The sequence below is a fragment of the Niveispirillum sp. KHB5.9 genome, assembly GCF_048066115.1.
Classification (GTDB): Bacteria; Pseudomonadota; Alphaproteobacteria; order Azospirillales; family Azospirillaceae; genus Niveispirillum.
Window position 1 is genome coordinate 82,793 of record NZ_JBLTYX010000001.1, and the last position, 26,911, is coordinate 109,703.

Sequence of the window (26,911 nt, forward strand, 5' to 3'; positions counted from 1 at the left end):
GGCGCCGACATCCGTCGGCCTCCAGCGATCGTGGAAATGACCGTGTTGGGATAGTGCCCAGGTTCCGACGTTGAATGGCTCCGGGCACGTGTGACGGTTTTCCTTCCACGCCAACAGGATAGTTGCCAAACCGAACCTATCCATTAGACTAAGACTAATCGGATAGGGTTTGGGGCGTCATGATTTTCGGGGCCAGCTTCTGGAACAAGAAGAAGACCTTTGAAGTCTTCCTGAAAAAGGATGACCGCTGGCAGCTGCATGCCCTGTGCGATGAGGAGAAGGACGCCGTCAACGAGGCGCAGCTGCTGTTGCGCTTGGGCAAGACCCTGGCCGTGAAGGTGGTGCGCCACCGCGTGCTGTCCAGTTCCGCCAGTTCGGAAATGGTGGTCTATGAGGCCACGGCCAATCCGCCCAAGGAGAAGCCCATCGTCATTTCCACCCCCGTCGGCGAACTGGCTGTCTGCAAAATCGTGGATGACCTGTTCACGGCCGACGGGCGGCGGACCATTGGGCAGGTGATGCGCGACTATCTGCAGCGCGCCAATATCTGCACCACCGAACTGCTGCACAGTTTCAGCCATATCCGCAAATTGCAGGATGCGCAGGGTTTGGTAAATGCTGGGCTGCATCGCGTCGGTTCCGCCCAGGCGGCGGCCCTGGGCGTGCCGGTGAAGGAGCGGATGCAGCTGCTTGATACGCTGGTCACCCAGGCCCAGCAGAAAGCCCGCGCCTTCGCGGCCGAACGTGCCAGCTTTCCCGACTTCAAAGGGCAGGATCTGGGCGGCCTGTCCAGCATCGTCGCGCAGAAGGTGGGACTAGAGCATCACGACTATGTCCTGAACGCCTTGATCAGCATCTGGCTGTTCGAATGCCGGTCGCTCTTGTCCAAGGTCGATGCGCTGACCCGGTTGGCCCAGGACAATGTGGAGAATGGCTTGGTGCGACAGGTGGATGCCATCCTGTCCGACACCATGATCTTCGCCGAAGTGGTGCAGGAACTGTTCGCGCCGCAGCCCAACCTGGGCACCGCCTTGCGCCAGATGGGCTCCGTGGTCCTGTGCCGCAAGGGCATCGCCGACCAGGTGGCCAACCCCACCTTGAAGATCATCGCCGGCATGATTCAGCAGGGGCATCTGCCGCAGACCCAGGCGGCCCTGGCCGACCGGCTGCTGCGCGAGATCAATACCGACCGGCCGCTGGATCAGCGGGCGCCGGACAAGGAAGGCGCCCTGCTGGACGAGCTGGTTCTATCCCTGACGGGAGAGGATGGCACCATCCTGGGCGGGGACCGCACCCGCCAGTCGGTAGATCGCCGCCGCCTGCGCCAGCGCCAGGAAATCCTGCGCGCCCAGGGGCTGCACAGCGTGGCGGATAATCTGCGCTAGCTTTTTTGTTCCCTCAGGCGCCGGTCGCCCGCATCCGCGGGCTTGGCTTGCGCGACCACGCGGTCCCAGGCCGGCGGTCGCCGGCCTGGGACAGTCCCGTCGTGCAGACTATTCCTCGCGGCGGCGGTAATCCTGCAGGCGGGTGACGCGCAGGGCCTGGACGCCGTGGCGGTCGATCATTTCCTGCCAGGACGCGAATTCCTCGGCCGACAGGCCATAGCGGGCGCAGGCATCCTCAACGGACAACAGGCCGGCGCGCACGCCAGCCACAACTTCCGCCTTGCGCCGCATCACCCAGCGGCGCGTATCGGGCGGGGGAAGATCGTCCAGCGTCAGACGACCGCTGCCATCGGCGATGCCCTGGGCATCGGCTTCCGATTCCGCGCGGAGGCGGGACGTGGCGGCGGGGTTGAGCGGTTTCATGATAGGGGTCGCCTTCAATCCAGTACACCCTGGTATCGATAGCGCCCGCCCCCTTAACAAACGGTGAAGCTGAGACCAAATCCCCGGCAATGATGCGCGGCGATCCCGATGATCAATCCTTGATCGACAGGACATTGGTCATGGTGATCGGCAAGCTTCCCAGCATCAGGTACGGCTCCGTGGACGTCAGATCAACGCCCGTGACCCGGCCAAAGCTCAATACCTGGCCATCGATGGCCTTGCCATCGGCGCCGGTTATTTTAGCCACACCCTTGTAGGTACCGTCCTCGACCGGATTGCCGTTATTGTCCAGACCATCCCAATCCACATCCTGCGTGCCCGCGAACTTGGACAGCTCGATGGTGCGGAGCACTTTGCCGGTCTTGGCCTCGGTGATCTCGAACACCGCACTGGAGGCCGGCGTGTCGGTGGACACGGTCAGGTGGGCCTTGCCATCCTGGAGCGCGATGCCGTTCGACTGGATCTCCACCGTCTTGCCAAGATAACTGATCGCCTGGTTGGGCTGGCCGTTATTGATGGCACTGATGACGTTGTCCAGCTTGTCGTTGGTCTTGATCGACTGTTCGACCTGTGAATATTGCACCAGCTGCTTGGTGAATTCCGCCGTGTCGGTCGGCTGCAACGGGTCCTGGTTCTGAAGCTGCGAGGTCAGCAGCGTCAGGAAGGTTTCGTAATTGTCCGACAGATCCCCCAGCGCCGATTTCGCGTTGGTGGAGGTGCCGCCGGTACCGGTCGAATTGGAGACGCCGGAAATGGACATGGCTCAATCCTTCCCCATCAGGGTCGTGGGTCAGACCCTGACATCCACCCGCCCCAGCTCCATGATCTGGGCCTGGGCGATAATTGCCGGGTCTTCCTGCTCAACCTCTTCAGAAGCAATCCCTGTGCCATGTCCGGACTGCTCACGCTGGTCCTGACGTTCACGGGCCTGGTCGCCGCTGTCCTGAAGCGAGAAGGACAGGCTGTTCTGGTCGGTCTGCAGACCGGCCTCCTGCAAGGCCTTCTCCAGATGCTTGGCGTCCTTCTGCAGCATCTCCAGGGTCTGCGGATTCTCCACCATCACCTTGGCGCGCAGCTTTCCTTCCGTCCCGATCTCCAGCTGCACGTCGATACGGCCCAGTTCCTGCGGGTTGAGACGGATGGACAGGCGGTCATTGCCGTCCTGGACGGCGCGCTGGACATGGAAGGCCATCTGTTGCGTGGGCGGCATATAGGCGCCCGGACGGTGCGGGGCCGATGTCTGGCGCAGCGACTGGGCGAAATCCGTGCCCTGGGCCTTGCCCGGCTCGCCCGCATGAACGGTGCCGGTCAGGCCATCCACGGTTTCGGCCGGGGTGCCGGTGTCGGGATTGCCGCTGGCACCCTCATCCCCGGCGCCATGGCCTTCGCTGGTCTTGCCGGCGGCGGTGACGGCGCGGGCCAGCAGATTATCCTCCCGCTCGCCATTGACGGCGGGGGGGGCCGCGTCACGGGTACCGGCCTGGTTCTGCCCGGCAGATTGTGCCTGCCCGGTAATGCCGTCCTGCATCTCCGCCTGCGCCTGCGACCCCACATGGCGGGGGGCCAGCATGCGGTTGTTGGTCGCCTCCTCATCCTCCGCCGGGGCCTCGGCCGGTTCGGCTTCCGCCTCGGGGGCTGGCTGGCTGGCGGCGGCCTGGGCATGGGCCGGTGGCGTCACCACCGGGCGCACGGGGGTTGCGGCCGGACGGGTCGGGCTGGCGGTGACATTGGCGGTTGCCGGATGCGCCGTCTGGGCGGCCGGCTCGGCCGCCGTCACGTCCGGCGCGTCAGCCGGGGCCTCGGCCGCAGAGTCCGCGGGCAGTTCCGCCGCTTCCACCGGCTTGGCCTTCACGGCCGGCACCTTGTCGGCCGGGGTAGCGGCGGGTGGGGCTTCCACGCGGGTCGCGCTGACAGTCACAGGGCCGGGGGTGGAGGGTGCGGCGGCGGATGCGGCCGGGGTGGCGGGCGCGGGCTCAGCCACCGCCGTGGTTTCCGTCATCACGGGGGTCTGGGCGGGGGCGCTGTCCACCACCGGTCCGGCCGGAATGGGCTGCGCGACCGGGGCGACGGCCGGACGTACCGCCACCTGCGGGGCCGGGGTGGTGGCCGGCGTGGCATTCTTCGCAAGCTTGGCGGGTTCGGCCGGCGGCGCCGCCGCGGCGGCCGGAACCGGCGTCTCATCGGTCAGGGCCGTGGCCGCCAGTTCGGCGGGCAGGGCGATGGCGGCCACACGTTCATCGGCCGCCGGCGCCACGACCGCCGGAGCGGCAGCGCCGGCCGGGGGAGCGCTGGTCGTCGCGGTGGCGGTGACCGCCGGGCCGGTGGCCGGGACAGGCGGCGGCGCTTCAACGGTTTCAGCCTTCTCCGCGGTCGCGATGACGGGCGCCGGCGCCGGGGCGACCGGGGCGGTCGTCGGCGCGGTCGCCACGGGTGCCGTCTTCGGCGCGGTGGGGAGTATCGGGGCGGCCGTCAGGCGGGGAATGACCGGGGTCGCCACCGGGGCGGCCACCGTTTCCGATGCCGGCACGGTGGGCAGGGCCTTCAGGCCGGTACCGGCCACGGTCAGTGTCAGACCCAGCGCACCGGGTGCCGGGGGTGCGGCGTCGCGTGGAATGATCGCGGGTGCCGTCAGCACCGGCAGGGCGGCATCGGCGACAGGCAGGGTGGCAACCTCACCCTCCGCCAGCATCAGCGTCGCGACCTCGTCCCCGCCCTCCTCAACCGATTCCACGGCCACTTCCAGGGAGATTTCCCCTTCCAGCGGCGCGCCCTCGGCGCTGATGGCGGTCGTCAGATCGTTCAGGAACGCCACGACTTCCTGGTTCATCTCTTGCCCGGCCAGCGCGCCACCGGCCAGCAGGTTCAATCCGGACTGCGCCCAGCGGCCTTCCAGCAGCTTGCCGCTCTGGCTGCCGGCACCGGCCGGGGCCGCCAGGTTCAAGCCCTGGAGCAATCCCGCCGCTCCCTGCGGCAGGGCCGGTCCGGCGGTGCCGTCGGCGGCAACAGGCGTCAGCCCGTCGGCAGCCACCGCGCCTTCCGGCATCGCGCCACCCGTCAGGGCCAGGAAATTGCCCAGCAACTGGTTGAAACTGTCCAGCCCGTCAACCCCCTCGCCCTGGACGGTGGCACCGCCCATCGCACCAAAGGAGAGGGCGGCCGTGGAGGCTGCTGTGGTCGGTGCCGCGAAAAGGGTTGAGACGTCCATGGCTTTGGTTCCTGCGCTTCGTCGGTTGGGACCATGCACCTATCGTGCCAGCATGAAATGGCGGGTTCTGCCGGGTTCTGGACCGCGGACGGCCCTGCCGGGAGGCAGAAGCTGCCGGCCCCTGGGCAAGGCTTGCCGGGCAATGACCCCAGGCAAGGGGAGAGCGTTGCGGCGAACCGGGAGGTTGCCGTGGATGTAGGAAAAATAACCTATTATGCGTGAGGCGTCCTCAGAACGACTTGTTGTAAGCCATCGAGGGGGCACCCTTGCGGGTATAGGCAGCCGGCACGACCGTACCGCCGCGCCTTGTATACATGCCCTCGTCGGCGCGGGCCTTGTTGATGGCCCCGACCAGGGTGTTGATGGTGGATTGCGTCACCTGGGTGGCCGCGCGCACCAGGCGGGCATGTTCCAGGGTGGCATTGATGAAATCGTCCGACGCCTGTTTCAGCTTCGCCTTGCTGTCATCGTCCATCAACTGGAGCGTCTCGGTGTCCGCCTTCACGGAGCGCACGCAATCCTCATAGGTGCGGACCAGCAGCGGCTTCTTGTCGGCGATGGCGGTCAGGGCCGGGATGTTGCGCCTGCGGATGGCATCGTTCTCCAGTTCGAAGAGGTCGGTCAGCCGCCGCATGGCGTCGATCAGCGCATCCGCGCGGGTGTTTGCCGTCATTTCGGTCCTTTCTTTCCTTGTTCTTGTTCCTGCATGCGGATCATGGCCGCCTTGACCTCGTCGGCCAGGCCGACACCGCCGGATTTGGCGATCTGCTTGCCATATTCCTCGATCATCATGCCGCGCCAGGTGTTCTCCGCCTCGCCGCCGCCGAAGGTCTCGTCCGCTTCCACGCCCTGCCACATCTGGCCCAGCATCTGGGAAAGGAACACCGCTTCGAATTCCTGCGCCGCCTTGCCGACATCCTTCATGTTGGGCTGCTTGGCCGGCCGGTTGGCGGCGTTGCTCTGCTGGGCCTGGGACAGGGCCTGGGGATCGAAGCCGGGAGTGGAAAGCTTCATGCCGTCGGACATCACATCACCTCGATCTCGGCCTGGAGCGCGCCAGCCGCCTTGATGGATTGCAGGATCGAGATCATATCACGCGGTCCCACACCCAGGGCATTCAGGTTGGCGACCAGTTCCTGAAGCGAGACGCCGGCCGGCATCACCGCCAGTTTCTTGTCCGCGCCATCATCGACCTGGATGTCGGTGCGCGGCACGACCGTGGTCTGGCCACCCTGGCTGAACGGGGCGGGCTGCGACACCTGCGGCGTCTCGGTGATCTTGATGGTCAGGTTGCCCTGGGCGATGGCGACCGTTGAGATGCGCACATTCTCGCCCATGACGATGACGCCCGACGCCTCGTCGATGACGACGCGCGCCACCTGGTCGGGCTGGACCTTCAACTGCTCCACCTCGCCCAGGAAAGCGACAAGGTCGGCACGGCGCTGGGCGGGCACGTTGATCATCACGCTGGTCGGGTCGGACGCCTTGGCGGTCTGCGGACCCACGAACTGGTTGATGGCGTTGGCGACACGGACCGCCGTGGTGAAATCCGGGTTGCGCAGCGACAGACGCAGATAGGGCAGATCGGACAGGGAGAAATCGATCTCCCGCTCCACGATGGCGCCACCGGCGATACGGCCGCTGGTCGGCACGCCGCGGGTGATGGAGGCACCCGCACCTTGCGCGGAGAAGCCGGAAATGGCCACCGCACCCTGGGCCACGGCATAGACCTCGCCATCGGCACCCAGCAGCGGGGTCACCAGCAGGGTGCCACCCTGCAAGTTTTTTGCATCCGCCATGGCGGCGACACTGATATCGATGCGGGCACCCTGCGAGGTGAAGGGGGGAAGCGTGGCCGTGACCATGACGGCCGCGACATTCTTGGTCCGGATCGTGTCGCCGCGGACATTGACGCCCAACCGCTCCAGCATGCCGATCAGGCTCTGTTCGGTGAACGGCGAGTTGTTGATCGTGTCGCCCGTGCCGTTCAGGCCGACCACCAGGCCGTACCCGATCAGCATGTTGTCGCGCACGCCCTCCACATCGGCGATATCCTTGATTCGGCTCTGTGCATGCGCCATGTCGGGCGCCATCAGCGTCAGCGCCGTCACGATGGCGGCCAGCAGCTGACCGATACGGGTCTTGCCCGAGGTTACTTTGGTGGAGGTCACGGTCGTCGCCATGGCGGTCGTTCCGATTCTGTCGCTTGCCTTCGGTTCGGGGCCTTGTTTGCCCCTTTGTCGGCGGGACAGATGCCAGAACCATGCCAGTCCAGGCATTGCGCGCCTTCCAGGGGTGGTGGTCAAGCCTTGCCGGGCGTCTTGGCGGGCCCCGTGTGGCGTTCGGGGCAAAAAATGCCCTACCGGATCGGCTCTTACGGGTGATACCTGTAGTTTAATCCGTGCGGCCGGCCTATATATGTGGTGTCGGAGCCGCCCCCAATAGCGAAAGCAGCCATCCGCGCCATGAAGATCGAGGGTCCTTCCTCCGCCCGTCCCGGTCAGGTGAAGAAAGCCACGCGCAGCGGCGGCGGCGAATTCTCACGCCATATCCAGGGCGGGGACGAGGATGAGGGCGTCTCCCGGTCCTCGGGCCCGCAGACGGCGGCCGGCATCAATCCGCTGTTCGCCTTGCAGGAGGTGGATGATCCCACATCCGGCAAGAAGCGCCGCGCCCGTGCACGTGGTGAGGATATCCTAGACCGGTTGGATGAGCTGCGGCTGGGCCTGCTGACCGGGTCCATTCCGCTGGAAAAGCTGCATGAGCTGACGCGGGTTCTGCAGAACCGCCGCGACAGCATCGACGATCCCCGCCTGCAGGAGATCCTGGACGAGATCGACCTGCGCGCGCAGGTGGAGATCGCCAAGCTGACGCCGCAGGGCTGACACGGCCTGCGACGGACTGCATACGACTGAAGGCGAGTTGCCTTCACCTCCCCAGGAAATTGTTTCAATTCAGCACATTAGAAGTTTTGCGCCGATGTTGCTCGGCTGTTGCGGGGCGGGCTCTGTCTCCCTATACTCCGCGCCGTTTCCAGGCCCAGGATCGGACCAGACAGATGTCGTCATCGTTGCCTCTGCTTCCCCCCGATTACCGCCCGTCGGATGACGAGGAATATATGAACCCGCTGATGCGGGCCTTCTTCCGGCACAAGCTGCTGCAATGGCGGGCGGAACTGCTGCGCGAAAGCAGCGAGACGCTGAACACCCTGCATGAGGATGGCGGGGCGCAGGAACCCGACATCTCCGACCGCGCCACGCTGGAGACGGACCGGGCGCTGGAACTGCGTACCCGCGACCGGGAACGCAAGTTGATCTCCAAGATCGACGCCGCCCTGCAGCGCATCCATGAGGGCGAGTACGGCTATTGCGAGGAGACGGGGGAGCCGATCGGTGTCCGTCGCCTGGAAGCCCGCCCCATCGCGACGCTCAGCCTGGAGGCCCAGGAACGCCACGAACGCATGGAACGCACCCACCGCGACGATTGAGGCGGGGACGGTTCCAAGAACAGGAAAGGCCGGCGGGGTGATCCGCCGGCCTTTTCCATGTGCTGGCCACAATCGGGCCGCCGTCAAATCCCCTTCAACGCCGCCTTCACCCCACCTTCCAGCAGCGCATAGGCCCGCTCCAGCGCCGTGCGGAAGGCGGGATTGTCGCGCAGGGCCGGCGGGAACACCTGTTCCAGGGTGAAGAAGCAGGACACGTCGCGATGCGCATCGCCCGTGACCGCACGCCCGATGGTCAGCAGGCTCTCGGCCAGCGGGTCGGTCAGCTTGGTGCCGTCGGCGGCCTTCCTGCGAACGAAATGCATCCAGGCGGCCACGGGCAGGGCCAGATTGTCCACCGGCGCACCCGCCGCCAGCCGTTCGGCGATGGTGCCGAACAGGCGGAAGGGCAGCTTGGCCGACCCGTCCCAGGCGATCTGCGACAGGAGATGCCGGATGCCGGGATTGGCGAAACGGGCCAGGATGGCGTCGATATAGGCGGGATAATCGATGCCGGCATCCGGGTTCAGGGTCGGGCTTATATCGTCCAGCATCAGGCGGCGGGCGAAGCCGGCAAGGTCGGCATCGCCCATGGCCTCGGCCACCGACTCATAGCCCGCCAGACTGCCCAGATAGGCCAGCGTGGAGTGCGGGCCGTTCAGCAGGCGCAGCTTGGCGCGGTCATAGGCGCTGACATCCTTGGTCAGGGTCACGCCGATGGACGCGAAGTCGGGACGGATATTGCTGAACTTGTCCTCGATCACCCATTGCGTGAACCGTTCACGCTGGATCGGCCAAGCGTCCTGAACCCCGGTATCATGCGTCACGCGGGTGCGCAGCGCGTCGTCGGTGGCGGGCGTGATGCTGTCGACCATGGTGCGGGGGAAGGCGACCTTTTCGCGAATCCAGGCGGCCAGGGCCCCATCCTGCTTTTCCGCCAGATCGGCCACGGCGCGGCCCAGCTTGTGGCCGTTATCCACCAGATTGTCGCAGGAGATGACCGTGAAGGGGGCTGTCCCGGCCGCATGGCGGCGGCGCAGACCTTCGACCAGATGGCCGATCAGGCTGACCGGGTTCAGCGGTTCGGCCACGTCATGGGCGATGTCGGCATGGTCGAAATCCAGGCTGCCATCGCCCTTCAGGCAGTAGCCCTTCTCCGTCACCGTCATGGTGACGATGACCGTGTCGGGGTTGGCCAGACGGGCCAGCAGGGCGGGGCGGTCGGCCGGTCCCGCCAGCGTCTCCTTGATGGCGCCGATCACCCGGTACCGCGTCTCCCGCTCCAGTTCCGCCAGGATATAGAGATTGTCCTGAGGACGCAGCGCATCGCGCACATCGGTGCTGCGCAAAGCGGCGGCACAGATGGCCCAGTTGCCGCCCTGGCCCAGCGCCTCGTCGAAGAAGAACGCTTGATGGGCGCGGAAGAAGGCGCCGGGGCCGAAATGCACCACGCCGATGCCGGCCGCATCGCGGTCATAGGCGGGGCGGGCCACATCGGCGCTGAGCAGGCCCAGATTGGCGGTGGAAAGCGACGGCATCAGAGGGTCACTCCATTCTTCCAGATGGCGATTTCGCGCTGACCATTCTTTTCGGCGCGTGTTTCCTTGCCCGATGCGGTGTCCAGGATCAGGGACCACAGCGCATCCGCCGCCCCGTCCAGACCGGCATGGGTCAGCGCGAGCCCCGCATCGAAATCGATCCAGTTCGGCTTCTGCCGGGCGAGCACAGAATTGGACGCGATCTTCAGCGTCGGGGCGGGAAAGCCCAGCGGCGTGCCCCGGCCCGTGGTGAACAGGATCACCGTGGCACCCGCCGCCGTCAGCGCCGTGGAGGATACGCCGTCATTGCCCGGCGCCTCCAGCAGGGTCAGGCCCTTCTTGCGGCGCAGCTGGCCATAGGCGATCACGTCGCACAGGGGGGCGCGCCCGCCCTTCTGCACGGCACCCAGCGACTTTTCCTCCAGCGTCGTGATGCCGCCCGCGATATTGCCGGGGGACGGGTTCTCATAGACCGGCTGGTTGTGATCCAGGAAATACTGTTTGAAGCCGTTGACCACATCGACGACGCCGTCGAACACCGTCTGGTCAACGGCACGGCGCATCAGAAGTTCCTCCGCCCCGAAGATCTCCGGGATCTCGGTCAGCACGGCACTGCCGCCGGCCACAGTCACCCGGTCGGCCATGCGGCCCACCAGCGGGTTGGCGGTCAGGCCGCTGAACCCGTCCGACCCGCCGCATTTCAGGCCGATCACCAGTTCCGAGGCGGGCAGGGGCTCGCGCTTGTCCTGGGCCGCGATCTCCACCAGCTCGGCGACGGCATTGATGCCGTCCTCGATCTCGTCACTGCTGGCTTGGGCGGTGAAGGCGCGCAGGCGGGAGCGGTCGATGCCGGGCGCATCGCGCAGCAGCTTGTCCAACTGGTTGCTCTCGCACCCCAGGCCCAGCAGCAGCACGCCGCCGGCATTGGGATGCTGCGCCAGGGCCGAGATGATCGACTTGGTATAGTTCAGATCGTCGCCCAGCTGCGAACAGCCGAACGGATGGGGCAGGGCCAGCACCCCATCCACCTTACCGGCGAAACGCTGCGACGCCAGAGTGGCGATGCGTTCCGCCGTGCGGCTGACGCAGCCGACGGTGCAGAGGATCCAGATCTCGTTGCGCGTACCCACGCGGCCATTGGCGCGGCGGTAACCCAGGAAGGTGCGTTCGGCCGCCGGCTGCGCCGCCCAGGCTTCATCGGTGCCCGACGGCGCGTATTCATAGCTCAGCGTGCCTGACAGGCCGGTGGCCAGATTATGGCTGTGGACATGGGCGCCGGCATCAATGCCAGCGGTGGCAACACCAATGGGCCAGCCATATTTGCGCACGGCATCGCCCGCCTTGATGGCATGCAGGGCGAACTTGTGGCCGCGCGGAATGTCGGACAGCAGGGTGACGGTCCGGCCCGCCAGCTCGATCCGCGTACCCTGGTCCAGCGCCTTCACGGCCACGGCGACATCATCGGCGGGATCGACGATGTGGGCCGGGGGCAACTCGTCCGGGGACGGTGCGGGAGGTTGCGCGCAACTCATCTTGGCGTCATCCTTGGCATTCGGGGGCAGCGGGCGCACGTCAGGAAACCCCGGCGCGCGACACGTCTGGCTCATTGCAATTGACACCGGTTACCGGATAAAATCAAGAGATCAGGTGGCATCCAAGACCACACATAAAAGCAGGGGGTGGGGTTGGCCAAGGGTCGGGTGCAGCTCAGCGGCGTGACGAAAAGCTTCGGCGCCGTCGATGTGATCAAGGGTGTGGACCTGGAAATCGCGCCGGGGGAGTTGACGGTATTCGTCGGCCCGTCGGGTTGCGGCAAGTCCACCCTGCTGCGGCTGGTGTCGGGCCTGGAATTGCCCACCGGCGGGTCGATCATGATCGGCGACCGCGACGTCACCCTGACCCACCCGTCCAAGCGCGGCATCGCCATGGTGTTCCAGTCCTATGCGCTGTACCCGCATATGAGCGTGGCGGAAAATATGGGCTTCGGCCTGAAGATCGCCGGCCTGCCCAAGGCGGAGATCAAGGCCAAGGTCGCCAAGGCCGCCGAGATCCTGAAACTGACCAATCTGCTGGACCGCAAGCCCCGGGCGCTTTCGGGCGGGCAGCGGCAGCGGGTGGCCATCGGCCGCTGCATCGTGCGCGAGCCGGAGGTTTTCCTGTTCGATGAGCCCCTGTCCAATCTGGACGCGGCCTTGCGCGGCCAGATGCGGGTGGAGATCGCGCGCCTGCATACCAAGCTGGGCGCCACCATGATCTATGTGACCCATGATCAGGTGGAGGCGATGACCCTGGCGTCGAAGATCGTGGTGCTGAATGCCGGTCGCATCGAACAGATCGGCCCGCCGATCGAGCTGTACCGCAACCCCGCCAACCTGTTCGTGGCCGGCTTCATCGGGTCGCCGCAGATGAATTTCATGGGCGGCATCGTGGAGGCGGCGGATGGTGACGCCGTCACCGTGCGCCTGAACGGCACCAGCCTGCGCCTGCCCCGCCACAATGCCGATGTGAAGCGCGGGGCCAAGGTGACGGTCGGCATCCGTCCGGAACATTTCCGGGTGGGGGAAGAGGCGGAAACACGTGACGACACGGCGGTCGAATATGACGCCATCATCGATCTGGTCGAACGGCTGGGCGGGGAGACGCTGGCGCATCTGCGCATGCCGTCGCTGTTTGACGGGGTGCTGGTGGTGAAGCAGCCGGGCGACGTGCCGCTGCGCATCGGCATGGGTTTGCGCGTCGGCGTGCGGCCCAGCCAGTGCCACCTGTTCGACGCCGATGGCCGCGCCGTGGGCTGCCCCGCGGGTCGTGTCGCGGCCGTGGCGGCATGAGGGGGCGGGCGCATGCATGAGAACCGCCTCTCGGGATATCTCTATATCGCGCCCTTCCTGATCGGGCTGGCGACCTTCACCCTGTTCCCCTTCCTGTCATCGTTCCTGCTGTCCTTTTCGGACTATCAGCTGCAGGACCCGGTGGAACATGCACGCTTCCTGGGCTTGGGCAATTACACGCAGATGGCGGGCGACGCGACCTTCCACAATTCACTGGGCGTCACCTTCCTCTATGTGTTCATCACCGTACCGCTGAAGCTGGCCTTCGCGCTGTTCATCGCGTTCGTGCTGAATTTCCGGCTGCGCGGCATCGGGTTCTTCCGCACCGCCTATTACGTGCCCTCTATCCTGGGCGGGTCGGTGGCCATCGCCGTGCTGTGGCGCTATGTGTTCGCCGGTGACGGGTTGATCAACCAGGTGTTGGTTTGGGCGGGCGGGGAGCCGCTGAACTGGCTGGGGGAGCCGGCCTATGCGCTGTTCACCGTCGTGCTGCTGCGCCTGTGGCAGTTCGGGTCGGCCATGGTGGTGTTCCTGGCGGGATTGCAGAACATCCCAGGTGATCTCTATGAGGCGGCGACCATCGACGGGGCCGGCAAGGCCCGCATCTTCTTCACCATCACCCTGCCGCTGCTGACGCCGGTGATCTTTTTCAATTTCATCATGCAGATCGTGCAGGCGTTCCAGGAATTCAACGGCCCCTACATCATCACCGGCGGCGGACCGTTGAAATCCACCTATCTGCTGCCGCTGATGATCTATGAGGAGGCGTTCAAGTACTTCAACGTGGGCTATGCCGCCGCCCTCTCCTGGGTGCTGTTCATCATCATCGCGCTGTTCACCATCATCGCCTTCGCGTCCGCCAAATACTGGGTGTTCTACGGCAATGAGCGGGAGGGGGAGGAATGAGTATCAGCCTGCCCACCTCCCGCCACGACGTCGCCTGGATGGCCAGGGCCAGTGCCCTTGTGCGCTATGGCGTGCTGCTGGGGGTGGGGCTGGTCATGCTCTATCCGCTGTTCTGGATGGGGGCAGCCAGCTTCAAGCCCAATCACGAGATTTTCGGGTCCATTGGGCTGTGGCCGCAGGAGCCGACCCTGGACGGGGTGGTGAAGGGCTGGCGCACCGGCACGGAATATAGTTTCGCGACATATCTGCTGAACAGCTTCGCCTTCATCATTCCCAAGGTGGTGCTGACGGTGGTGTCGTCCGTACTGGTCGCCTACGGCTTCGCGCGGTTCAAGATGCCGGGCAAGCAGCTATGGTTCGCGCTGATGGTGGCCACCATCCTGCTGCCTAAGAGCGTGCTGTTGATCCCGCAATATCTGATGTTCCGGGAATTCGGCTGGCTGGATACCTATCTGCCGCTCTATGTGCCCTGCGCCTTTGCCACCGACGGTTTCTTCGTCTTCATGGTGGTGCAGTTCCTGCGCGGCATTCCGCCGGACATGGAGGAGGCGGCGGTCATCGATGGCTGCAATTCGGTGCAGGTGCTGTGGCATGTGGTGGTGCCGGTGATCATGCCCGCCATCATCTCCGTCGCCCTGTTCCAGTTCATGTGGAGCCTGAACGACTTCCTCTATCCGCTGATCTACCTGTCCTCGGTGGGCAAGTATCCGGTGGCGTTGGCCCTGAAAATGGCCATCGACGTGACGGAGGCCACGGCCTGGAACCAGGTCCTGGCCATGTCCACCATCGCGTTGCTGCCCTCGCTGATCGTGTTCTTCCTGGCGCAGAAATATTTCGTCGAGGGGATCACGTCGGGGTCGGTGAAGGGGTAGGGAGGGCGGTTAAGGTCGCTGATTTTCAGCAATAATTACCGTCATCCTCGCGTGCGTGAGACCTCTGCGAAACTCTTCGGTACCATCGTTGCCACTCTCACTACCGCCACCCCCGGCGAAGGCCGGGGCCCAAGTGACAAGCACCTTGCACTACGACCTGGGCCCCGGCCTTCGCCGGGGTGACGGTAGATATTGTCGGAACCCTCCAGCCCAGACTTTCGCAGAGGTCTCGCGCGCGCGGGAATGACGGTTGGGAGGGCCACAATGAGCCCCCCTCACCCCGCCGGCTGCTGCTGCGTGATGCAGTGGATGCCGCCGCCACCACGCACGATGTCGAGCGCCGGCACGGGAATGATGGTGCGGTCGGGGAACAGTTTTCCGAACAGGCTGACCGCTTCCCCGTCCATCGGGTCCTCGAACTGCGGCATGACGATGCCGCCATTGGCCATGTAGAAATTGGTGTAGGAGAGCGTCAGGCGCACGCCGTTCTGTTCCTGGCGGGCGGGCGTGCGCAGGGTCACCACTTCCAACTCCCGCCCGGCCGCATCCTTGGCGGCGCGTAGGCGGGCGACATTGTCCTGGAACACTTCGTAATTCGGGTCGGACGTATCGTCCGTCACCATGGTCAGCACCACGCCCGGCTTCACGAAGGCCGCGATCTCGTCGATATGGCCGTCGGTCTCGTCCTCTTCATAGCCCTTGGCCAGCCAGATGAACTGCCGCACGCCCAGATGCGCTGCCAGTTCCGCTTCGATCTGCGCGCGTGAGAGATGCGGATTGCGGTTGGGGTTCAGCAGGCATTCCTCGGTGGTCAGCAAGGTGCCCTCGCCATCGACATGGAAGGACCCGCCCTCCATGACCAGCGGGGCGGCGAAGCGCTTCAGTCCCTGGTTTTCCAGGATCAGGCGGCCGACCTGGGTGTCGGGTTGGAAATCCTCATAATTCCGGCCCCAGGCGTTGAAGCCCCAATGCACGCCGGCCACATCACCCTTGCCATTGACCAGGAAGCTGGGCGCGTTGTCACGCAGCCAGCTGTCGGAACAGGGCAGGGGCAGGACGGAGACACCGGGGCCACAGGCGATGGAGACATCCGCGATCTCCCCGTCGGGGCAGAGCATGGTCACCGGTTCGAACTGCGCGATGGCCTTGGCCACTTCGGCATAGGCGTTGCGGGCGGCGGGCAGACCGTTGGGGAAGGTCTCCGCCCGCACGGGCCAGGCCATCCAGCACCTTGTATGCGGTGCCCATTCGGCCGGCATGAAGAAACCTTCGGCGGCGGGGGTGGACATGGATGGTCATCCTTCCTGGGTTCTGGCCTGGGTTCTGGCGGTATGGCCCGGACATGAAAAAGCCCCGGCGAGATTAATCGCCGGGGCCGTATCCTGACAACCATGCCGGTCCTGAAAAAAGGGGGCCGGCCAGTGACTTCGGTATCAGACTGAAAAATGGGAACTGCTTAAAGAAGCAGGCCTTTCCGCCTTAATAACGGCGGTTGGCCGGGGACTGCTCAACCGAAGCGGCAAATCGGGAAAAAGCGCCGAGCCGCAGCATGGGAAGCAGGAAAAAGTACCGCATGATGTCTCTCCATCGTTGTTTTCGATGGACGTAATATAGTTGCGCGAGGGCTTTTGCGCCAGCCGGGGGCAACGCCGAGGCAAGACTGCGCGCCGCGCATGGCTCCTTCGGGGGGCATTTCGCCCCCCGAAGGGAGTATTTCACCGCTTCACATCCAGCCCTTCCTCGTTCACCAGGCTCATCACGTCGGCCACGCTGACCAGGTTGGCATCGCCCGGCACGGAATGCTTCAACGCGGCTGCCGCGGCGGCGAAGTTGATGGCGGCGTCCGCCGCCCAGCCCTTGTCCAGCCCATGGATCAGGCCGGCGGCGAAGGCGTCGCCGCCGCCGATCCGGTCGACAATGCCGTTCAGCTTGTAGGTGCGGGAATAATGGACGCGGTGGTCGCGGGCGGCCACGCGGCCCGTCAGTTCCTGATGGTCCACATCATGATGGGTACGAATGGTCGAGGCCAGCCAGTTCAACCCCGGCCAGGCCTTGAAGGCCAGCTCCGCCGCCGCCAGGAACCGTTCCGACAGGGGCATTGCATGGAAATCCGCGCCCAGGATCAGGGCGATATCCCGCTCATTGCCGAACATCAGGTCGGCGCAGGCCGCCAGCTTGTCGAACACGCCCGGCGCATCGCCGCCCCGGTCGGCCCACAGCTTGGCGCGATAGTTACAGTCGAAGGAGACCTTTACCCCCGCTGCCTTGGCGGCCTGGGCCGCCGCCACGACGGCATGTTCGGCCTCTTCACTGACCGCCGGGGTGATGCCGCCGACATGCAGCCATTGCGCGCCCTCCAGCAGCCTGGGCCAGTCATAGGCGGATGCTTCGGTGACGGCGAAGGCGGAGCCGGCGCGGTCATAGATGATCTCCGACGGGCGCTGCATGGCACCCACGGTCAGGAAATACAGGCCCATGCGGCCATGGCGCATCTGGATGCCGCGCGTGTCGATGCCATGCCGGCGCAGGTCGCCACGGCAGGCCTCGCCAATGCCCTGGTCGGGCAGGGTGGAGACGACGGAGGCATCCCAGCCGAATCGGGCCAGCGACACGGCGACATTGGCTTCCGCCCCGCCGAAGCTGGTCTCCAGCCGCGGGCTTTGCAGCAAAAGCTCCCGCCCCGGTGCCGTCAGCCGCATCAGCAATTCACCGAAACACACGATACGAGCGCTCATCGCGCCACTCCCTTCACATCACGAACCCGCCAGTGCGGGATTTGTGCCACATCTTGTTACGAACTTGGACAGTCGAATGCAAAAACGTATTGCCACCGGTGTCAGTTCGGGACATTAATGTCGCTGTCACCGGTGTCAACGCCAACCGGCCCACGGCATCGGCATAAGACCTAAATCGTTCGACCCGTCCTCATCCTCCTGCCCCCGGCAGTGGGCCGGGAGAGTGCGGCCAGAACGATAAAACCGAAGGGGAAGGAAGCAATGAAGAAGTTCGCGGGTACGCCCTGCATCCGCCGCCGCCTTGCCGGTGCGTCCGCCCTGGTCATGCTGGCGGGCCTTGTCCCGGCCGCCGCACAGGCCCAGGCCCAGGCTCAGGACACCGCTCTTGAGGAGATCGTGGTTACCGGTTTCCGTGGTTCGCTGGCCAGCGCCATCAACAAGAAGCGCAACGAGAACGACATCGTCGATGTCATCAATGCCGAGGATATCGGCAAGTTCCCGGACACCAACCTGGCCGAATCGCTGCAGCGTATCCCCGGCGTCTCCATCGACCGCGATGGCGGCGAAGGCCGCTCCATCACGGTGCGCGGCCTGTCCTCCACCTTCACCCGCGTGCGGCTGAACGGGCTGGAAGCCCTGGCCACGACGGGCGGCAAGGACGGGTCGGGCGGTGCCAACCGTGGCCGCGGCTTCGACTTCCAGATTTTCGCTTCCGAACTCTTCAACAGCCTGACGGTGCGCAAGTCCACCTCGGCCCAGACGGAAGAGGGCTCGCTGGGCGCCACGGTCGACCTGCAGACCGCCCGCCCCTTCGATTACAACAAGTTCGTTTTCTCCGCCTCGGGCAAGATCGGTTATAACGACCTGTCCAAGTCGAAGGACCCGCGCGGCACGCTGCTGGTCTCCGACACGTTCGCGGACGGCAAGATCGGTGCTTTGTTCTCCGTCGCCTATTCGGAGACCAACCGCCTGGAGGAAGGTTCCTCCACCGGCCGTTGGGAACGGGGCATCGATACGATCGGCGCCATTCCCACCAATGGCAATGGCAGCGCCACGGCCAACTTCCTGTTCGGCGGCGGCGGGGCGTCCAACACGCCGGGCAACCGCGCCCTGCCCGAACAATCGGCCTGGCACCCGCGCATTCCGCGCTATGGTCGCCTGGATTACGACCAGGAACGACTGGGCGCCACCGCCGCCCTGCAGTTCCAGCCGTTCGAGACGACGCGCATCACGCTGGACGGCCTCTATGCCGACCTGAAGGGCACGCGCCAGGAACAATATCTGGAAGCCATCTCCTTCAGCCGCAACACCGGTGCGGGCGGCATGGGCGGCACCACCGTCACCCAGGCCAAGTATGATGATCTGGGCAACCTGATCGCCGGCACCTTCAATGGTGTCGATATCCGCACCGAACAGCGCCGCGACCGGCTGCAGACCGAGTTCCTGCAATATTCCTTCAATCTGGATCAGGAATTCACCGACACGATCCGGTTCAAGGGCACTGCCGGCTGGTCGTCGTCCAAGCAGAACAACCCGGAGCAGACGACGCTGTCGCTGGAGGCCTTCAACGTCCAGGGTTACAGCTACGATTATTCCGGTGACAAGAACCTGCCCGCCTTCAATTACGGCTTCGACGTCACCAACCCGGCCAATTACGTTTTCAGCCCGTCGACCCGTCTGTCCAGCACCGGTGGCATTGTCGGCGACCAGTCGCTGATCCGCATGCGCCCCAACAAGACCGAGAACGATTTCCGCACCTTCCGCGGCGAGTTCGAGTGGGACGTGCAGGACTGGCTGCAGCTGAAGGCGGGTCTGGCTTACAAGGATTATGACTTCAAGACGCAGGAACAGCGTCGCTACGCCACCGACGATCCGTTCCGCCCCGCCGGGTCCACCGCGACCCTGACGGAAGCGGCGGTGCCCCTGCCGGCCGGCGTCACCATCGCCAGCATCTCCGACATCGTGAGGGGCTTCGGCCGCCATCTGGACATCCCGAACGGCACGCCGACGGCCTGGGTCGTCCCGTCGATCGACAAGGTCGCCGACATCCTGGGCATCTATTGCAACTGCAAGAACCAGTATGGCGACTTCCGCCTGGATGCTTCCAACCAGCTGGGCCAGAACCGGACGGCCGGTGAGGAGAGCCTGAGCGGCTTCTTCCAGGCCGATTTCAACACCGATCTGGGCGGCATGCCCTTCCGCGGCAATATCGGTATCCGCCAGGTGAAGACGGAGCTGACCTCCGTCGGCTATGTCGGTACCAACCTGGTGACCATCAAGCGTGACTACAAGAACACGCTGCCCGCCATGAACCTGTCGCTGGAGCCGGTCGACGACTTCCTGGTCCGTTTCGGCGCCGCCAAGGTGATGTCGCGTCCCGACCTGCCGAACCTCACCCCCGGTGGCTCGATCAACAACACCGCCCGTACGCTCACCATCGGCAATCCCTATCTGGAACCGATCAAGGCGAACACGCTCGATCTCTCCTTCGAATGGTATCCGGAGAAGGAAACGCTGGTGACGGTCGGCCTGTTCTACAAGGACATCAAGACCTACATCCAGAACATCTCCGAGACGATCGCGTTCAGCGAGACGGGCCTGCCTACCGTGCTGCTGGGTAACGGCAACACGGTCGATACGATCTTCACCACCACCCGCGCCGCCAATACCAGCGGTGGCCCGCTGAAGGGCTTCGAAATCAGCCTGCAGAAGCCGTTCACCTTCCTGCCGGCGCCGTTCGATGATTTCGGCGGCATCGTCAACTTCACCTATGTGACGTCGGATATCGATTACATCGTGACCGGCCGCACGGTGACCGAGCCGCTGGTCGGCCTGTCGCCCAAGTCGTTCAACGCCACCCTCTACTACGAGAACGACGATTTCAGCGCCCGCGTCTCCGGTTCCTTCCGTGACGAATACCTGACGCAGATCGCTCCCGGCAATGCCAACGACATCCGCGGCAAGGCCTCGACCTTCAACCTGGACTTCTCGGCCAGCTATAACTTCTCCGAGCAGATCTCGGTGACGTTCGAGGCGATCAACCTGACCGACGAGTTCGACGAGCGCTGGGTCGGCACCAGCAGCCGCCAGAATTCGGAAGAGTATGTTCATTACGGCCGCCAGTTCTTCCTGGGTGCCAAGTACAAGTACTGATGATTTGTGGCCGCCCCGGTCGGGGCGGCTGCTTCCAGCACTGGCCACCCCTCGAAAACAAGGCGGCGGCCGGCGCGGAAACCGGTGGCAATGTGCCCCTGCCTCCGGTATGTGCTTGACCTCCTGTTCCGAACTCACGACGGCCCCTCCGGATCATGGAGGGGCCGTTTTCCTGTCGATATGGAGCCTGATCCCGTGAACATGTCCTCCTTCATCATCCTGCTGAAAAGCTCGCCCGTCATTCCCGTCCTGACCATCGAACGGGTCGAGGATGCGGCCCCCTTGGCCCAGGCCCTGAAGGAAGGCGGGTTGTCGGTGGTGGAGGTGACGTTGCGCACCCCGGCGGCGCTGGATGCCATCACCGCCATGAAGCGCGCCGTGCCCGGCCTGATCGTGGGCGCCGGCACCATCCTGAAGCCCTCCGATCTGGATGCGGCCATGTCGGCCGGATCGGATTTCATCGTCACGCCGGCCACCACGCGCGCGCTGGTGGCGCCGCTGAAGGCCTGCGGCGTGCCGGTGATCCCCGGTGTGGCCACGCCCAGCGAGGTGCTGGAGCGCCTGGATGACGGGTTCGAGGTGCTGAAACTGTTCCCGGCCGAGCAATATGGCGGTGCCGCGACCATCGCGGCCCTGGGGGCCCCGCTGGCCCATGCGCGTTTCTGCCCCACGGGTGGCATCGGGCGCGACAAGGTCGCTTCTTACCTGGCGCTGAAGAATGTCGTGGGCGTGGGCGGTTCCTGGATTGCCACCAACGCGCTGATCGCAGCGGGCGACTGGGCCGGCATCAGCGAAAACGCGCGTGCGGCGGCAGCTTTCGCTACAGCCTGAACGGGTAGGGGTGGCGGGCACAGAGGGGGTAAGCCTGGAACCGGCGGCAGCCAGGGCGTGTTTCAAAGGCATCCAACAAACTTGGAGGAGCCCATCATGAAAACGCTTCTTGGCACCGCCGCCCTGGCCCTGGTTCTCGCCACCCCCGCCATGGCCGCCAATTCCGACAATGAGATCGCGGCCTTCCGTCAGGCCAACATCTCCCTGACCCAGGCCATCGCCCAGGCTGAAAAGCAGGGCAAGGGCAAGGCGGTCGATGTCGATTTCGACACCAAGGGCAGCGTCGGCCTGTACCAGATCGACATCGTGTCCGGTGAGACCGTGACCCGCTGGGACGTTGACGCGTCCAACGGCAAGATCGCGTCCGCCGACAAGCAGACCCTCGCCACCTGGGCACAGCAGCTGGGGGCGGGTGTGGAGCCGGCGGAACTGACCGCGTCCTCCACCACCCTGGCCCAGGCGATCGGCATCGCCGAAGCCAAGGGCGGCGGCAAGGCCATCGAGGCCGATGTCGGCCATGACAATGACCGCCTGACCTATGAGATCCAGGTCCTGAACGGCACCGCCACCAAGACCATCCGCGTCGATGGTGCCAGCGGTCAGGTGCTGGCCGACAAGAGCTAAGGCTCAAATCGGCTCGAACGCCCCCGATCCCGGCCTCCCTCCGGGGTCGGGGGCTTTTATTTGGGCAAGCTCACAACCCGTTCAGATACTCTTCCAGGTTCGTATAGCCATCGCCATTGGCATCCCTGGCCCCGTCGGCTGGATCGGCCGGGTTCAGGCCATGGGCCTTCTCCCAGGCATCGGGCATGCCGTCGCGGTCGGCATCGACCGGGGCGGGGGAGGAGGCCAGCACGGGCCAGCCACCCACATCATCCTGGCTGTCGATGATCTTGCCCTCACCCTTGGCCAGGCCGGCGATCACCCGCTCATCCACCGCGTCGCGCACGGGGCCGGCCCCGGCCCTGGCCATCACGGCGCGATAGGCCGCGTCCGCCGCTTCCGTCTTCACCGGCGCCATGGGGATGGGGGCTGTCTGGCGGTAACCTTCCGCCTGTTCCCCCGTCACCAGCGACCAGGGATCGGCCGGTTCGGCATGGTTCATCCAGTTGCCGGCGAAGAAGGCCCTGGCCACGGGGCTCTTCTCGTCAAAGGCCTTGGCACCCTTCGAATCCGGCCCGGACACATAGTAATTGTTCACGAAATTATAGGCGGAGACGGCATCGGCGTCGGCGTTGTAGCCGGACGCCCCCTGCTTGCCCGAGCCCTTCCAGTTGAAGAAGACATTGTTGCGGAAGTCGATGAAGGGCCCTGTCGGGTCGTCCTTCTGGCCTTCGAAATTGCCGGGACGCGGCATGCGGGCCGTGTGGCTGGCCCAGAGATTGTGATGGAAGCTGTAGCGGGCACCGAACGACCCGCGCACCAGCGATCCATAGCCGTGGTCGCCCTTGGCATGCACCGACTTGTTCAGGCTTTCGGCGATCACCGACCATTGCACGGTGACCTGGTCCAACCCGATCAGGCCGTCCTTGTATTTCTGCGAAACGGACAGGCTTTCATCGGTGGACCAGCTGGCCGAGACATGGTCCAGGATGATGTGCTTGCCATCATAGATGGAGACGGCGTCCGCTTCCTGGCCCGAGGCACTGCCCAGGCGGGCGCGGACATGGCGGATGACCACATGATTGGCGGCCACCACCAGCGGATAATCACGCAGCGTGATGCCGCCGCCGGGGGCGGTCTGGCCGGCGATGGTGATGAAGTCGTTCTTGATATTCAGGTTGGATTTCAGCCCGATCGTGCCCGACACGGCGAAAACCACGGTGCGCGGCCCCTTGGCCGTCACCGCCTCGCGCAGGGTGCCGGGGCCTTCATCCTCCAGGCTGGAGACGATGAAGACGCGGCCGGCGCGGCCGCCCATGGCGTGGGCGCCGGCCCCTTCCGCCCCCGGAAAGGCGGGGATCGCGGCCGGCGCCACGTCGCGGCCCACGGCACCGGCGGGACCGGGCGCCAGGATGAGAAGGCCCGTCAGGGCCGGCAGAAGATGATGGCGCATCGACATCGGATATTCCCCCCTTCGAACAGGGCGGCACTTGGTGACGTGCCGTCTTTACACTTGTTTTGACACCGGTTACCATTAAATGATGGTTCCGGCAAATGAAATGGCGGGACCAAACTGGCCATGAGGCCTTGGACCAGAGCCGTTTTGGGGTTGCGCCCCGGCGCCGCCCGGTGCAGTAAGTCTATCGATTGTCCCCCTGGTGGACAATGAACGCCCATAAACATCATGATGATGGGACAGCGCCCTCCATGCCCCGTGCCCGCACCGCCGAAGCCGAGATCGAAGCCCCCGCGATGGAGAAGGCGGAGGCACCCAAGACGTATGTCTGGGACCTGAAGCGCCGGCCCACCATCAATGACGTGGCCCGCCTGGCGGAAGTATCGAAGAAGACGGTGTCGCGCGTCATCAACCAGTCGCCGCTGGTCAATGACGAGACGCGGCAGAAGATCATGAAGGTGATCGATGATATCGGGTACGAACCGGACCCCCAGGCACGCGGCTTGGCATCGCAGCGCTCGTTCCTGCTGGGCATCATCTATGACAATCCCAACAGCCAGTATGTGGTGAATGTCCAGGCCGGCATTCTGGATGCCTGCCGCAAGAGCGGGTTCGAACTGGTGGTGCATCCCTGCCTGCGCACCAGCCCGACCTATATGAAGGAGATGCGGCAGTTCGTGGAGCGGCAGAAGCTGGACGGTGTCATCCTGCTGCCACCCCTGTCGGAGGATGAGGCGCTGGCCGCCATGCTGACGGAGATCGGCTGCCGCTTCATCCGCGTGGCCTGCGTGCCGCTGGACGTGGCCGCCCATCTGGTCGTGTATGAGGATTACAAGGGTGCGGCGGAAGTGGCCGACCATCTGGTCGAGCTGGGCCATCGCCGCATCGGTTTCATCGCCGGCACCCCGCAATATAAATCGGCCCAGGAACGCCGCCGCGGCTTCGCCGATGGGCTGGCGCGGCACGGGCTGGCACTGGATCCCGACCTGTGCGTGCAGGGCGCCTACACGTTCGAGACCGGGCAGGAATGTGCCGAGAAGCTGTTGACCATGGAGAACCCGCCCACGGCCATCTTCGCCTGCAATGACGAGATGGCGGTCGGCGTGTTGCGTGTCGCCTATCGCATGGGCATCGCCATCCCGCAGCAATTGACCCTGGTCGGCTTCGATGACAGCCCGCTGGCGCCGCGTGCCTGCCCATCACTGTCCACCGTGCGCTCCCCCACCCGTGACGTGGGCCGCATGGCGGCGGAAAAGCTGATCCAGCGCATCGCCCAGCCGGACGCCAAGCTGCGCGAAACCATCGTGCAACCGCATCTGGTGGTGCGGGAGAGCAGCGGGCCGGTGCCGGGCTGACGGGGTCAGTTTTTCAGGTCGGCGCCTGGCGCCCGAGGGAACATCAACATTGAACGGAAACCGGTGTCATCGTAAGGTGCCGCCCGCAAACCCCTTTCCAAATGCCCAGGAGCCTTCCGGTGTCCGCACCCCAGGAAATCGCCCAGCGTTTCGTTTCGTCCCGCCTGGCCGCCACGTCGTTGCCGGATTATCCCGGCACCATCCCGAACAATCTGACCACCTCCTACGACATCCAGGACGTGGCCCGGTCGCTGTGGCCAACCCCTGTGCGCGGCTGGAAGATCGGCATGGTGCCGCCGGCTTTCCGGGAAAAGCTGGGCGCCATGCGGCTGGCCGGCCCGGTGTTCGACGGCAATGTCTGGGATTACAGCACCGGCCAGGTGGTGGAACTGCCGGTCATTCCCGGTGGCTTCGCGGCCGTGGAAGGGGAATTCGTGGTCAAGCTGGGCGCCGACATGCCCGCGGTTGGTCCGTCGGACGAGGCGGAAGCCAAGTCGCTGATCGGGTCCATCCATGCCGGGATCGAACTGGCGGGCAGCCCGCTGGCCACCATCAACAAGCTGGGCCCCACCGTGGTGGTCAGCGATTTCGGCAATAATGCCGGGCTGATTGTCGGCCCGGAACTGACCGGCTGGCAGGATGCCGCCCCGGAAAGCCTGACCGTGGAAACGCGGATCGAGGGACAGGTTGTCGGCATCGGCAGTTTCGCCAGCATCCCCGGCACGCCCGTGCAGGCCGTGGCCTTCCTGCTGGCCCATTGCCGGGCGCGCGGCATCGCCCTGCCGGCCGGCACCCTGATCACCACGGGGGCGGTCACCGGCATCCATGACATCGCGCTGGGCCAATCCTCCACCGTCACCTTCGCCCCCGGTGGGGAGATCAAGGTGGTGACGGTGCAGGCGAAGGCGCGTTGATCAGGCTGTAACCCCGAACCGGTAGATGGAGACGTGGCGGTAGAGCTGCCCCGGCTCCAGCCGGGCGGTGGGGAAGGCGGGCTGGTTGGGGCTGTCGGGGAATTTCTGCGGTTCCAGGCAGAGCGCATCGCCCTGGCGATACAGCCGCCCGCCCTTGCCCGGCAGGTTGCCCGGCAGGAAATTGCCCGTATAGAACTGCACTCCCGGTTCGGTGGTCAGCAGGTCCAGTGTCCGGCCCGTGACCGGATCGGTCAGGCGCGCCGCAAAGGCCGGCTCCGCGCCACCGCCTTCATTCAGCACAAAATTATGGTCATAGCCGCGTGCCAGGACCAGCTGCGCCTCACCCCCATCGCGGATGCGGGTGCCGATGACATGCGGCGTGCGGAAATCGAACACGCCGCCCGCCACCGCGCGCAACTCCCCCGTCGGGATCAGATTGGCATCGACGGGCGTATAGCGGCCGGCGGCGATCGTCAGTTCATGGCCCAGGATGTCACCCCCCGCCACCGCACCGCCCAGATTGAAATAGGCGTGGTTGGTCAGGTTCACCACCGTGGGCGCGTCGGTCGCCGCCTCCAGCGTCACGGTCAGACTGTTGTCATCCCCCAGCGTGTAGCGGGCATTGATGTCCAGAGTGCCGGGGAACCCTTCCTCGCCATCCGCACTGCGGCAGGTGAACAGGGCTTCGGTGGCGCTGTGGCTGACCAGGGTCCAGGGGATCAGGTCCAGCCCCTTCATCCCGCCATGCAGGCAGTTCGGCCCGTCGTTGCGCGCGGTCAGGAAGGTCTTGCCATCCAGGTCGAACCGCCCGCCGGCGATGCGGTTGGCATAGCGGCCGACAATGGCGCCCAGGAAGGTACGATTGGCCAGATATGTCGCCAGATCATCATGGCCCAGCACGATATCGGCCAGTACCCCGTCGCGATCCGGCATCCACAGCGATTGCAGGCTGGCGCCCAGCCCGATCAGCCGGGCCGCCGCCCCCTTGGCATTGACCAGTTCCACCCATTCCACCGACGTGCCGTCCGGCATGGTCCCGAACAGGCCGCGACCGGGGGCGGTGGGAGCGGGGGCAATGGTCGGCATGGATCGCTTCCTCAGGCGCAAAACAGGTGGCCATGTTTAGGCTGAATAGTAAGACTATTCAAGCGGACGGCCCGCTCTTTGCTGGATTTATCATATAAAATACGCTATCCAGACGC

At 65.2% G+C, this 26,911-nt stretch carries 23 protein-coding genes; 11 read left to right on the plus strand and 12 right to left on the minus strand.

The features are described 5' to 3' along the window. Positions 1 to 179 precede the first annotated feature (179 nt). On the plus strand, positions 180 to 1,385 hold the full coding sequence (locus ACM9HJ_RS00315) for a hypothetical protein (protein ID WP_416569666.1): 1,206 nt from the start codon (positions 180 to 182) through the stop codon (positions 1,383 to 1,385). A gap of 108 nt (positions 1,386 to 1,493) precedes the next feature. On the opposite strand, the gene ACM9HJ_RS00320 is transcribed toward ACM9HJ_RS00315, so the two are convergent. The 6 genes from ACM9HJ_RS00320 to ACM9HJ_RS00345 all read right to left on the minus strand — a co-directional run bounded on the left by ACM9HJ_RS00320 (position 1,494) and on the right by ACM9HJ_RS00345 (position 7,217). Beyond that, positions 1,494 to 1,808, minus strand: coding sequence for a DUF1153 domain-containing protein (locus ACM9HJ_RS00320; RefSeq protein ID WP_416569667.1), 315 nt, complete (start codon positions 1,806 to 1,808; stop codon positions 1,494 to 1,496). 112 nt (positions 1,809 to 1,920) lie between these two features. After that, positions 1,921 to 2,589 carry a flagellar hook assembly protein FlgD gene (locus tag ACM9HJ_RS00325; RefSeq protein ID WP_416569668.1) on the minus strand — a complete coding sequence of 223 codons (669 nt, stop codon included), beginning with the start codon at positions 2,587 to 2,589 and terminating at the stop codon, positions 1,921 to 1,923. A 30-nt stretch (positions 2,590 to 2,619) separates the two neighbouring features. Continuing rightward, a complete protein-coding gene (locus ACM9HJ_RS00330) occupies positions 2,620 to 5,034 on the minus strand; it encodes a flagellar hook-length control protein FliK (RefSeq protein ID WP_416569669.1) in 2,415 nt (804 codons plus the stop codon). A gap of 229 nt (positions 5,035 to 5,263) precedes the next feature. Beyond that, a complete protein-coding gene (locus tag ACM9HJ_RS00335; protein WP_416569670.1) occupies positions 5,264 to 5,707 on the minus strand; it encodes a hypothetical protein in 444 nt (147 codons plus the stop codon). Continuing rightward, complete coding sequence (locus ACM9HJ_RS00340) at positions 5,704 to 6,060, minus strand: rod-binding protein (protein ID WP_416569671.1); 357 nt, start codon at positions 6,058 to 6,060, stop codon at positions 5,704 to 5,706. Before ACM9HJ_RS00340 ends, ACM9HJ_RS00335 begins: the two co-directional genes overlap by 4 nt. Next, positions 6,060 to 7,217 (minus strand): flagellar basal body P-ring protein FlgI, encoded by a 1,158-nt coding sequence (locus ACM9HJ_RS00345; protein WP_416569672.1) that lies wholly within the window; start codon positions 7,215 to 7,217, stop codon positions 6,060 to 6,062. Before ACM9HJ_RS00345 ends, ACM9HJ_RS00340 begins: the two co-directional genes overlap by 1 nt. 282 nt (positions 7,218 to 7,499) lie before the next feature. On the opposite strand from ACM9HJ_RS00345, the gene ACM9HJ_RS00350 reads away from it, so the two are divergent. Next, a complete protein-coding gene (locus tag ACM9HJ_RS00350; protein WP_416569673.1) occupies positions 7,500 to 7,919 on the plus strand; it encodes a flagellar assembly protein FliX in 420 nt (139 codons plus the stop codon). A 173-nt stretch (positions 7,920 to 8,092) separates the two neighbouring features. After that, positions 8,093 to 8,521, plus strand: coding sequence for an RNA polymerase-binding protein DksA (gene dksA / locus ACM9HJ_RS00355; protein ID WP_416569674.1), 429 nt, complete (start codon positions 8,093 to 8,095; stop codon positions 8,519 to 8,521). 83 nt (positions 8,522 to 8,604) lie between these two features. Here the strand turns inward: dksA and ACM9HJ_RS00360 are convergent, their stop codons facing one another. Together ACM9HJ_RS00360 and ACM9HJ_RS00365 are read right to left on the minus strand one after the other, a co-directional pair. After that, complete coding sequence (locus ACM9HJ_RS00360; protein WP_416569675.1) at positions 8,605 to 10,056, minus strand: mannitol dehydrogenase family protein; 1,452 nt, start codon at positions 10,054 to 10,056, stop codon at positions 8,605 to 8,607. Next, complete coding sequence (locus tag ACM9HJ_RS00365) at positions 10,056 to 11,588, minus strand: UxaA family hydrolase (RefSeq protein ID WP_416569676.1); 1,533 nt, start codon at positions 11,586 to 11,588, stop codon at positions 10,056 to 10,058. The genes ACM9HJ_RS00360 and ACM9HJ_RS00365 overlap by 1 nt, the downstream gene beginning before the upstream one ends. Positions 11,589 to 11,741: 153 nt before the next feature. On the opposite strand from ACM9HJ_RS00365, the gene ACM9HJ_RS00370 reads away from it, so the two are divergent. The 3 genes from ACM9HJ_RS00370 to ACM9HJ_RS00380 are packed head-to-tail and all read left to right on the plus strand — an operon-like array spanning position 11,742 to position 14,662. Next, a complete protein-coding gene (locus tag ACM9HJ_RS00370; RefSeq protein WP_416569677.1) occupies positions 11,742 to 12,884 on the plus strand; it encodes an ABC transporter ATP-binding protein in 1,143 nt (380 codons plus the stop codon). A gap of 12 nt (positions 12,885 to 12,896) precedes the next feature. Beyond that, the gene (locus tag ACM9HJ_RS00375; protein WP_416569678.1) at positions 12,897 to 13,790 is read left to right on the plus strand and encodes a carbohydrate ABC transporter permease; all 894 of its coding nucleotides are present in this window, start codon (positions 12,897 to 12,899) and stop codon (positions 13,788 to 13,790) included. After that, on the plus strand, positions 13,787 to 14,662 hold the full coding sequence (locus ACM9HJ_RS00380) for a carbohydrate ABC transporter permease (protein ID WP_416569679.1): 876 nt from the start codon (positions 13,787 to 13,789) through the stop codon (positions 14,660 to 14,662). Before ACM9HJ_RS00375 ends, ACM9HJ_RS00380 begins: the two co-directional genes overlap by 4 nt. A gap of 275 nt (positions 14,663 to 14,937) precedes the next feature. On the opposite strand, the gene ACM9HJ_RS00385 is transcribed toward ACM9HJ_RS00380, so the two are convergent. Continuing rightward, entirely contained in the window at positions 14,938 to 15,951 is a 1,014-nt protein-coding gene (locus ACM9HJ_RS00385) for an agmatine deiminase family protein (protein WP_416569680.1), read from the minus strand. A 426-nt stretch (positions 15,952 to 16,377) separates the two neighbouring features. Beyond that, entirely contained in the window at positions 16,378 to 17,397 is a 1,020-nt protein-coding gene (locus ACM9HJ_RS00390; RefSeq protein WP_416569681.1) for a PfkB family carbohydrate kinase, read from the minus strand. Between the two features lie 261 nt (positions 17,398 to 17,658). Between ACM9HJ_RS00390 and ACM9HJ_RS00395 the strand changes: the two genes are divergently transcribed. The 3 genes from ACM9HJ_RS00395 (at position 17,659) to ACM9HJ_RS00405 (ending at position 22,005) form a co-directional block, all read left to right on the plus strand. After that, positions 17,659 to 20,550, plus strand: coding sequence for a TonB-dependent receptor (locus ACM9HJ_RS00395; RefSeq protein ID WP_416569682.1), 2,892 nt, complete (start codon positions 17,659 to 17,661; stop codon positions 20,548 to 20,550). 201 nt (positions 20,551 to 20,751) lie between these two features. Then, entirely contained in the window at positions 20,752 to 21,381 is a 630-nt protein-coding gene (gene eda / locus ACM9HJ_RS00400; protein WP_416570532.1) for a bifunctional 4-hydroxy-2-oxoglutarate aldolase/2-dehydro-3-deoxy-phosphogluconate aldolase, read from the plus strand. Positions 21,382 to 21,477: 96 nt separating this feature from the next. Further along, a complete protein-coding gene (locus ACM9HJ_RS00405) occupies positions 21,478 to 22,005 on the plus strand; it encodes a PepSY domain-containing protein (protein ID WP_416569683.1) in 528 nt (175 codons plus the stop codon). Positions 22,006 to 22,075: 70 nt separating this feature from the next. On the opposite strand, the gene ACM9HJ_RS00410 is transcribed toward ACM9HJ_RS00405, so the two are convergent. Then, positions 22,076 to 23,443, minus strand: a complete 1,368-nt coding sequence (locus tag ACM9HJ_RS00410) for a pectate lyase family protein (RefSeq protein WP_416569684.1) — start codon at positions 23,441 to 23,443, stop codon at positions 22,076 to 22,078. 248 nt (positions 23,444 to 23,691) lie between these two features. Between ACM9HJ_RS00410 and ACM9HJ_RS00415 the strand changes: the two genes are divergently transcribed. Both ACM9HJ_RS00415 and ACM9HJ_RS00420 read left to right on the plus strand, forming a co-directional pair. Then, the gene (locus ACM9HJ_RS00415) at positions 23,692 to 24,795 is read left to right on the plus strand and encodes a LacI family DNA-binding transcriptional regulator (RefSeq protein WP_416569685.1); all 1,104 of its coding nucleotides are present in this window, start codon (positions 23,692 to 23,694) and stop codon (positions 24,793 to 24,795) included. A gap of 119 nt (positions 24,796 to 24,914) precedes the next feature. Continuing rightward, the gene (locus tag ACM9HJ_RS00420; RefSeq protein ID WP_416569686.1) at positions 24,915 to 25,709 is read left to right on the plus strand and encodes a 2-keto-4-pentenoate hydratase; all 795 of its coding nucleotides are present in this window, start codon (positions 24,915 to 24,917) and stop codon (positions 25,707 to 25,709) included. Here the strand turns inward: ACM9HJ_RS00420 and ACM9HJ_RS00425 are convergent, their stop codons facing one another. Beyond that, a complete protein-coding gene (locus ACM9HJ_RS00425; RefSeq protein ID WP_416569687.1) occupies positions 25,710 to 26,795 on the minus strand; it encodes an aldose epimerase family protein in 1,086 nt (361 codons plus the stop codon). Between the last annotated feature and the right edge of the window lie 116 nt (positions 26,796 to 26,911).

What these genes read in the sequence shown, in the direction of transcription:
- ACM9HJ_RS00315 (WP_416569666.1), top strand. Translation starts at nt 180, where the DNA reads ATGATTTTCGGGGCCAGCTTCTGGAACAAGAAGAAGACCTTTGAAGTC.
- ACM9HJ_RS00320 (WP_416569667.1), bottom strand. Translation starts at nt 1,808, where the DNA reads ATGAAACCGCTCAACCCCGCCGCCACGTCCCGCCTCCGCGCGGAATCG.
- ACM9HJ_RS00325 (WP_416569668.1), bottom strand. Translation starts at nt 2,589, where the DNA reads ATGTCCATTTCCGGCGTCTCCAATTCGACCGGTACCGGCGGCACCTCC.
- ACM9HJ_RS00330 (WP_416569669.1), bottom strand. Translation starts at nt 5,034, where the DNA reads ATGGACGTCTCAACCCTTTTCGCGGCACCGACCACAGCAGCCTCCACG.
- ACM9HJ_RS00335 (WP_416569670.1), bottom strand. Translation starts at nt 5,707, where the DNA reads ATGACGGCAAACACCCGCGCGGATGCGCTGATCGACGCCATGCGGCGG.
- ACM9HJ_RS00340 (WP_416569671.1), bottom strand. Translation starts at nt 6,060, where the DNA reads ATGTCCGACGGCATGAAGCTTTCCACTCCCGGCTTCGATCCCCAGGCC.
- ACM9HJ_RS00345 (WP_416569672.1), bottom strand. Translation starts at nt 7,217, where the DNA reads ATGGCGACGACCGTGACCTCCACCAAAGTAACCTCGGGCAAGACCCGT.
- ACM9HJ_RS00350 (WP_416569673.1), top strand. Translation starts at nt 7,500, where the DNA reads ATGAAGATCGAGGGTCCTTCCTCCGCCCGTCCCGGTCAGGTGAAGAAA.
- dksA (WP_416569674.1), top strand. Translation starts at nt 8,093, where the DNA reads ATGTCGTCATCGTTGCCTCTGCTTCCCCCCGATTACCGCCCGTCGGAT.
- ACM9HJ_RS00360 (WP_416569675.1), bottom strand. Translation starts at nt 10,056, where the DNA reads ATGCCGTCGCTTTCCACCGCCAATCTGGGCCTGCTCAGCGCCGATGTG.
- ACM9HJ_RS00365 (WP_416569676.1), bottom strand. Translation starts at nt 11,588, where the DNA reads ATGAGTTGCGCGCAACCTCCCGCACCGTCCCCGGACGAGTTGCCCCCG.
- ACM9HJ_RS00375 (WP_416569678.1), top strand. Translation starts at nt 12,897, where the DNA reads ATGCATGAGAACCGCCTCTCGGGATATCTCTATATCGCGCCCTTCCTG.
- ACM9HJ_RS00380 (WP_416569679.1), top strand. Translation starts at nt 13,787, where the DNA reads ATGAGTATCAGCCTGCCCACCTCCCGCCACGACGTCGCCTGGATGGCC.
- ACM9HJ_RS00385 (WP_416569680.1), bottom strand. Translation starts at nt 15,951, where the DNA reads ATGTCCACCCCCGCCGCCGAAGGTTTCTTCATGCCGGCCGAATGGGCA.
- ACM9HJ_RS00390 (WP_416569681.1), bottom strand. Translation starts at nt 17,397, where the DNA reads ATGAGCGCTCGTATCGTGTGTTTCGGTGAATTGCTGATGCGGCTGACG.
- ACM9HJ_RS00395 (WP_416569682.1), top strand. Translation starts at nt 17,659, where the DNA reads ATGAAGAAGTTCGCGGGTACGCCCTGCATCCGCCGCCGCCTTGCCGGT.
- eda (WP_416570532.1), top strand. Translation starts at nt 20,752, where the DNA reads ATGTCCTCCTTCATCATCCTGCTGAAAAGCTCGCCCGTCATTCCCGTC.
- ACM9HJ_RS00405 (WP_416569683.1), top strand. Translation starts at nt 21,478, where the DNA reads ATGAAAACGCTTCTTGGCACCGCCGCCCTGGCCCTGGTTCTCGCCACC.
- ACM9HJ_RS00410 (WP_416569684.1), bottom strand. Translation starts at nt 23,443, where the DNA reads ATGTCGATGCGCCATCATCTTCTGCCGGCCCTGACGGGCCTTCTCATC.
- ACM9HJ_RS00415 (WP_416569685.1), top strand. Translation starts at nt 23,692, where the DNA reads ATGCCCCGTGCCCGCACCGCCGAAGCCGAGATCGAAGCCCCCGCGATG.
- ACM9HJ_RS00425 (WP_416569687.1), bottom strand. Translation starts at nt 26,795, where the DNA reads ATGCCGACCATTGCCCCCGCTCCCACCGCCCCCGGTCGCGGCCTGTTC.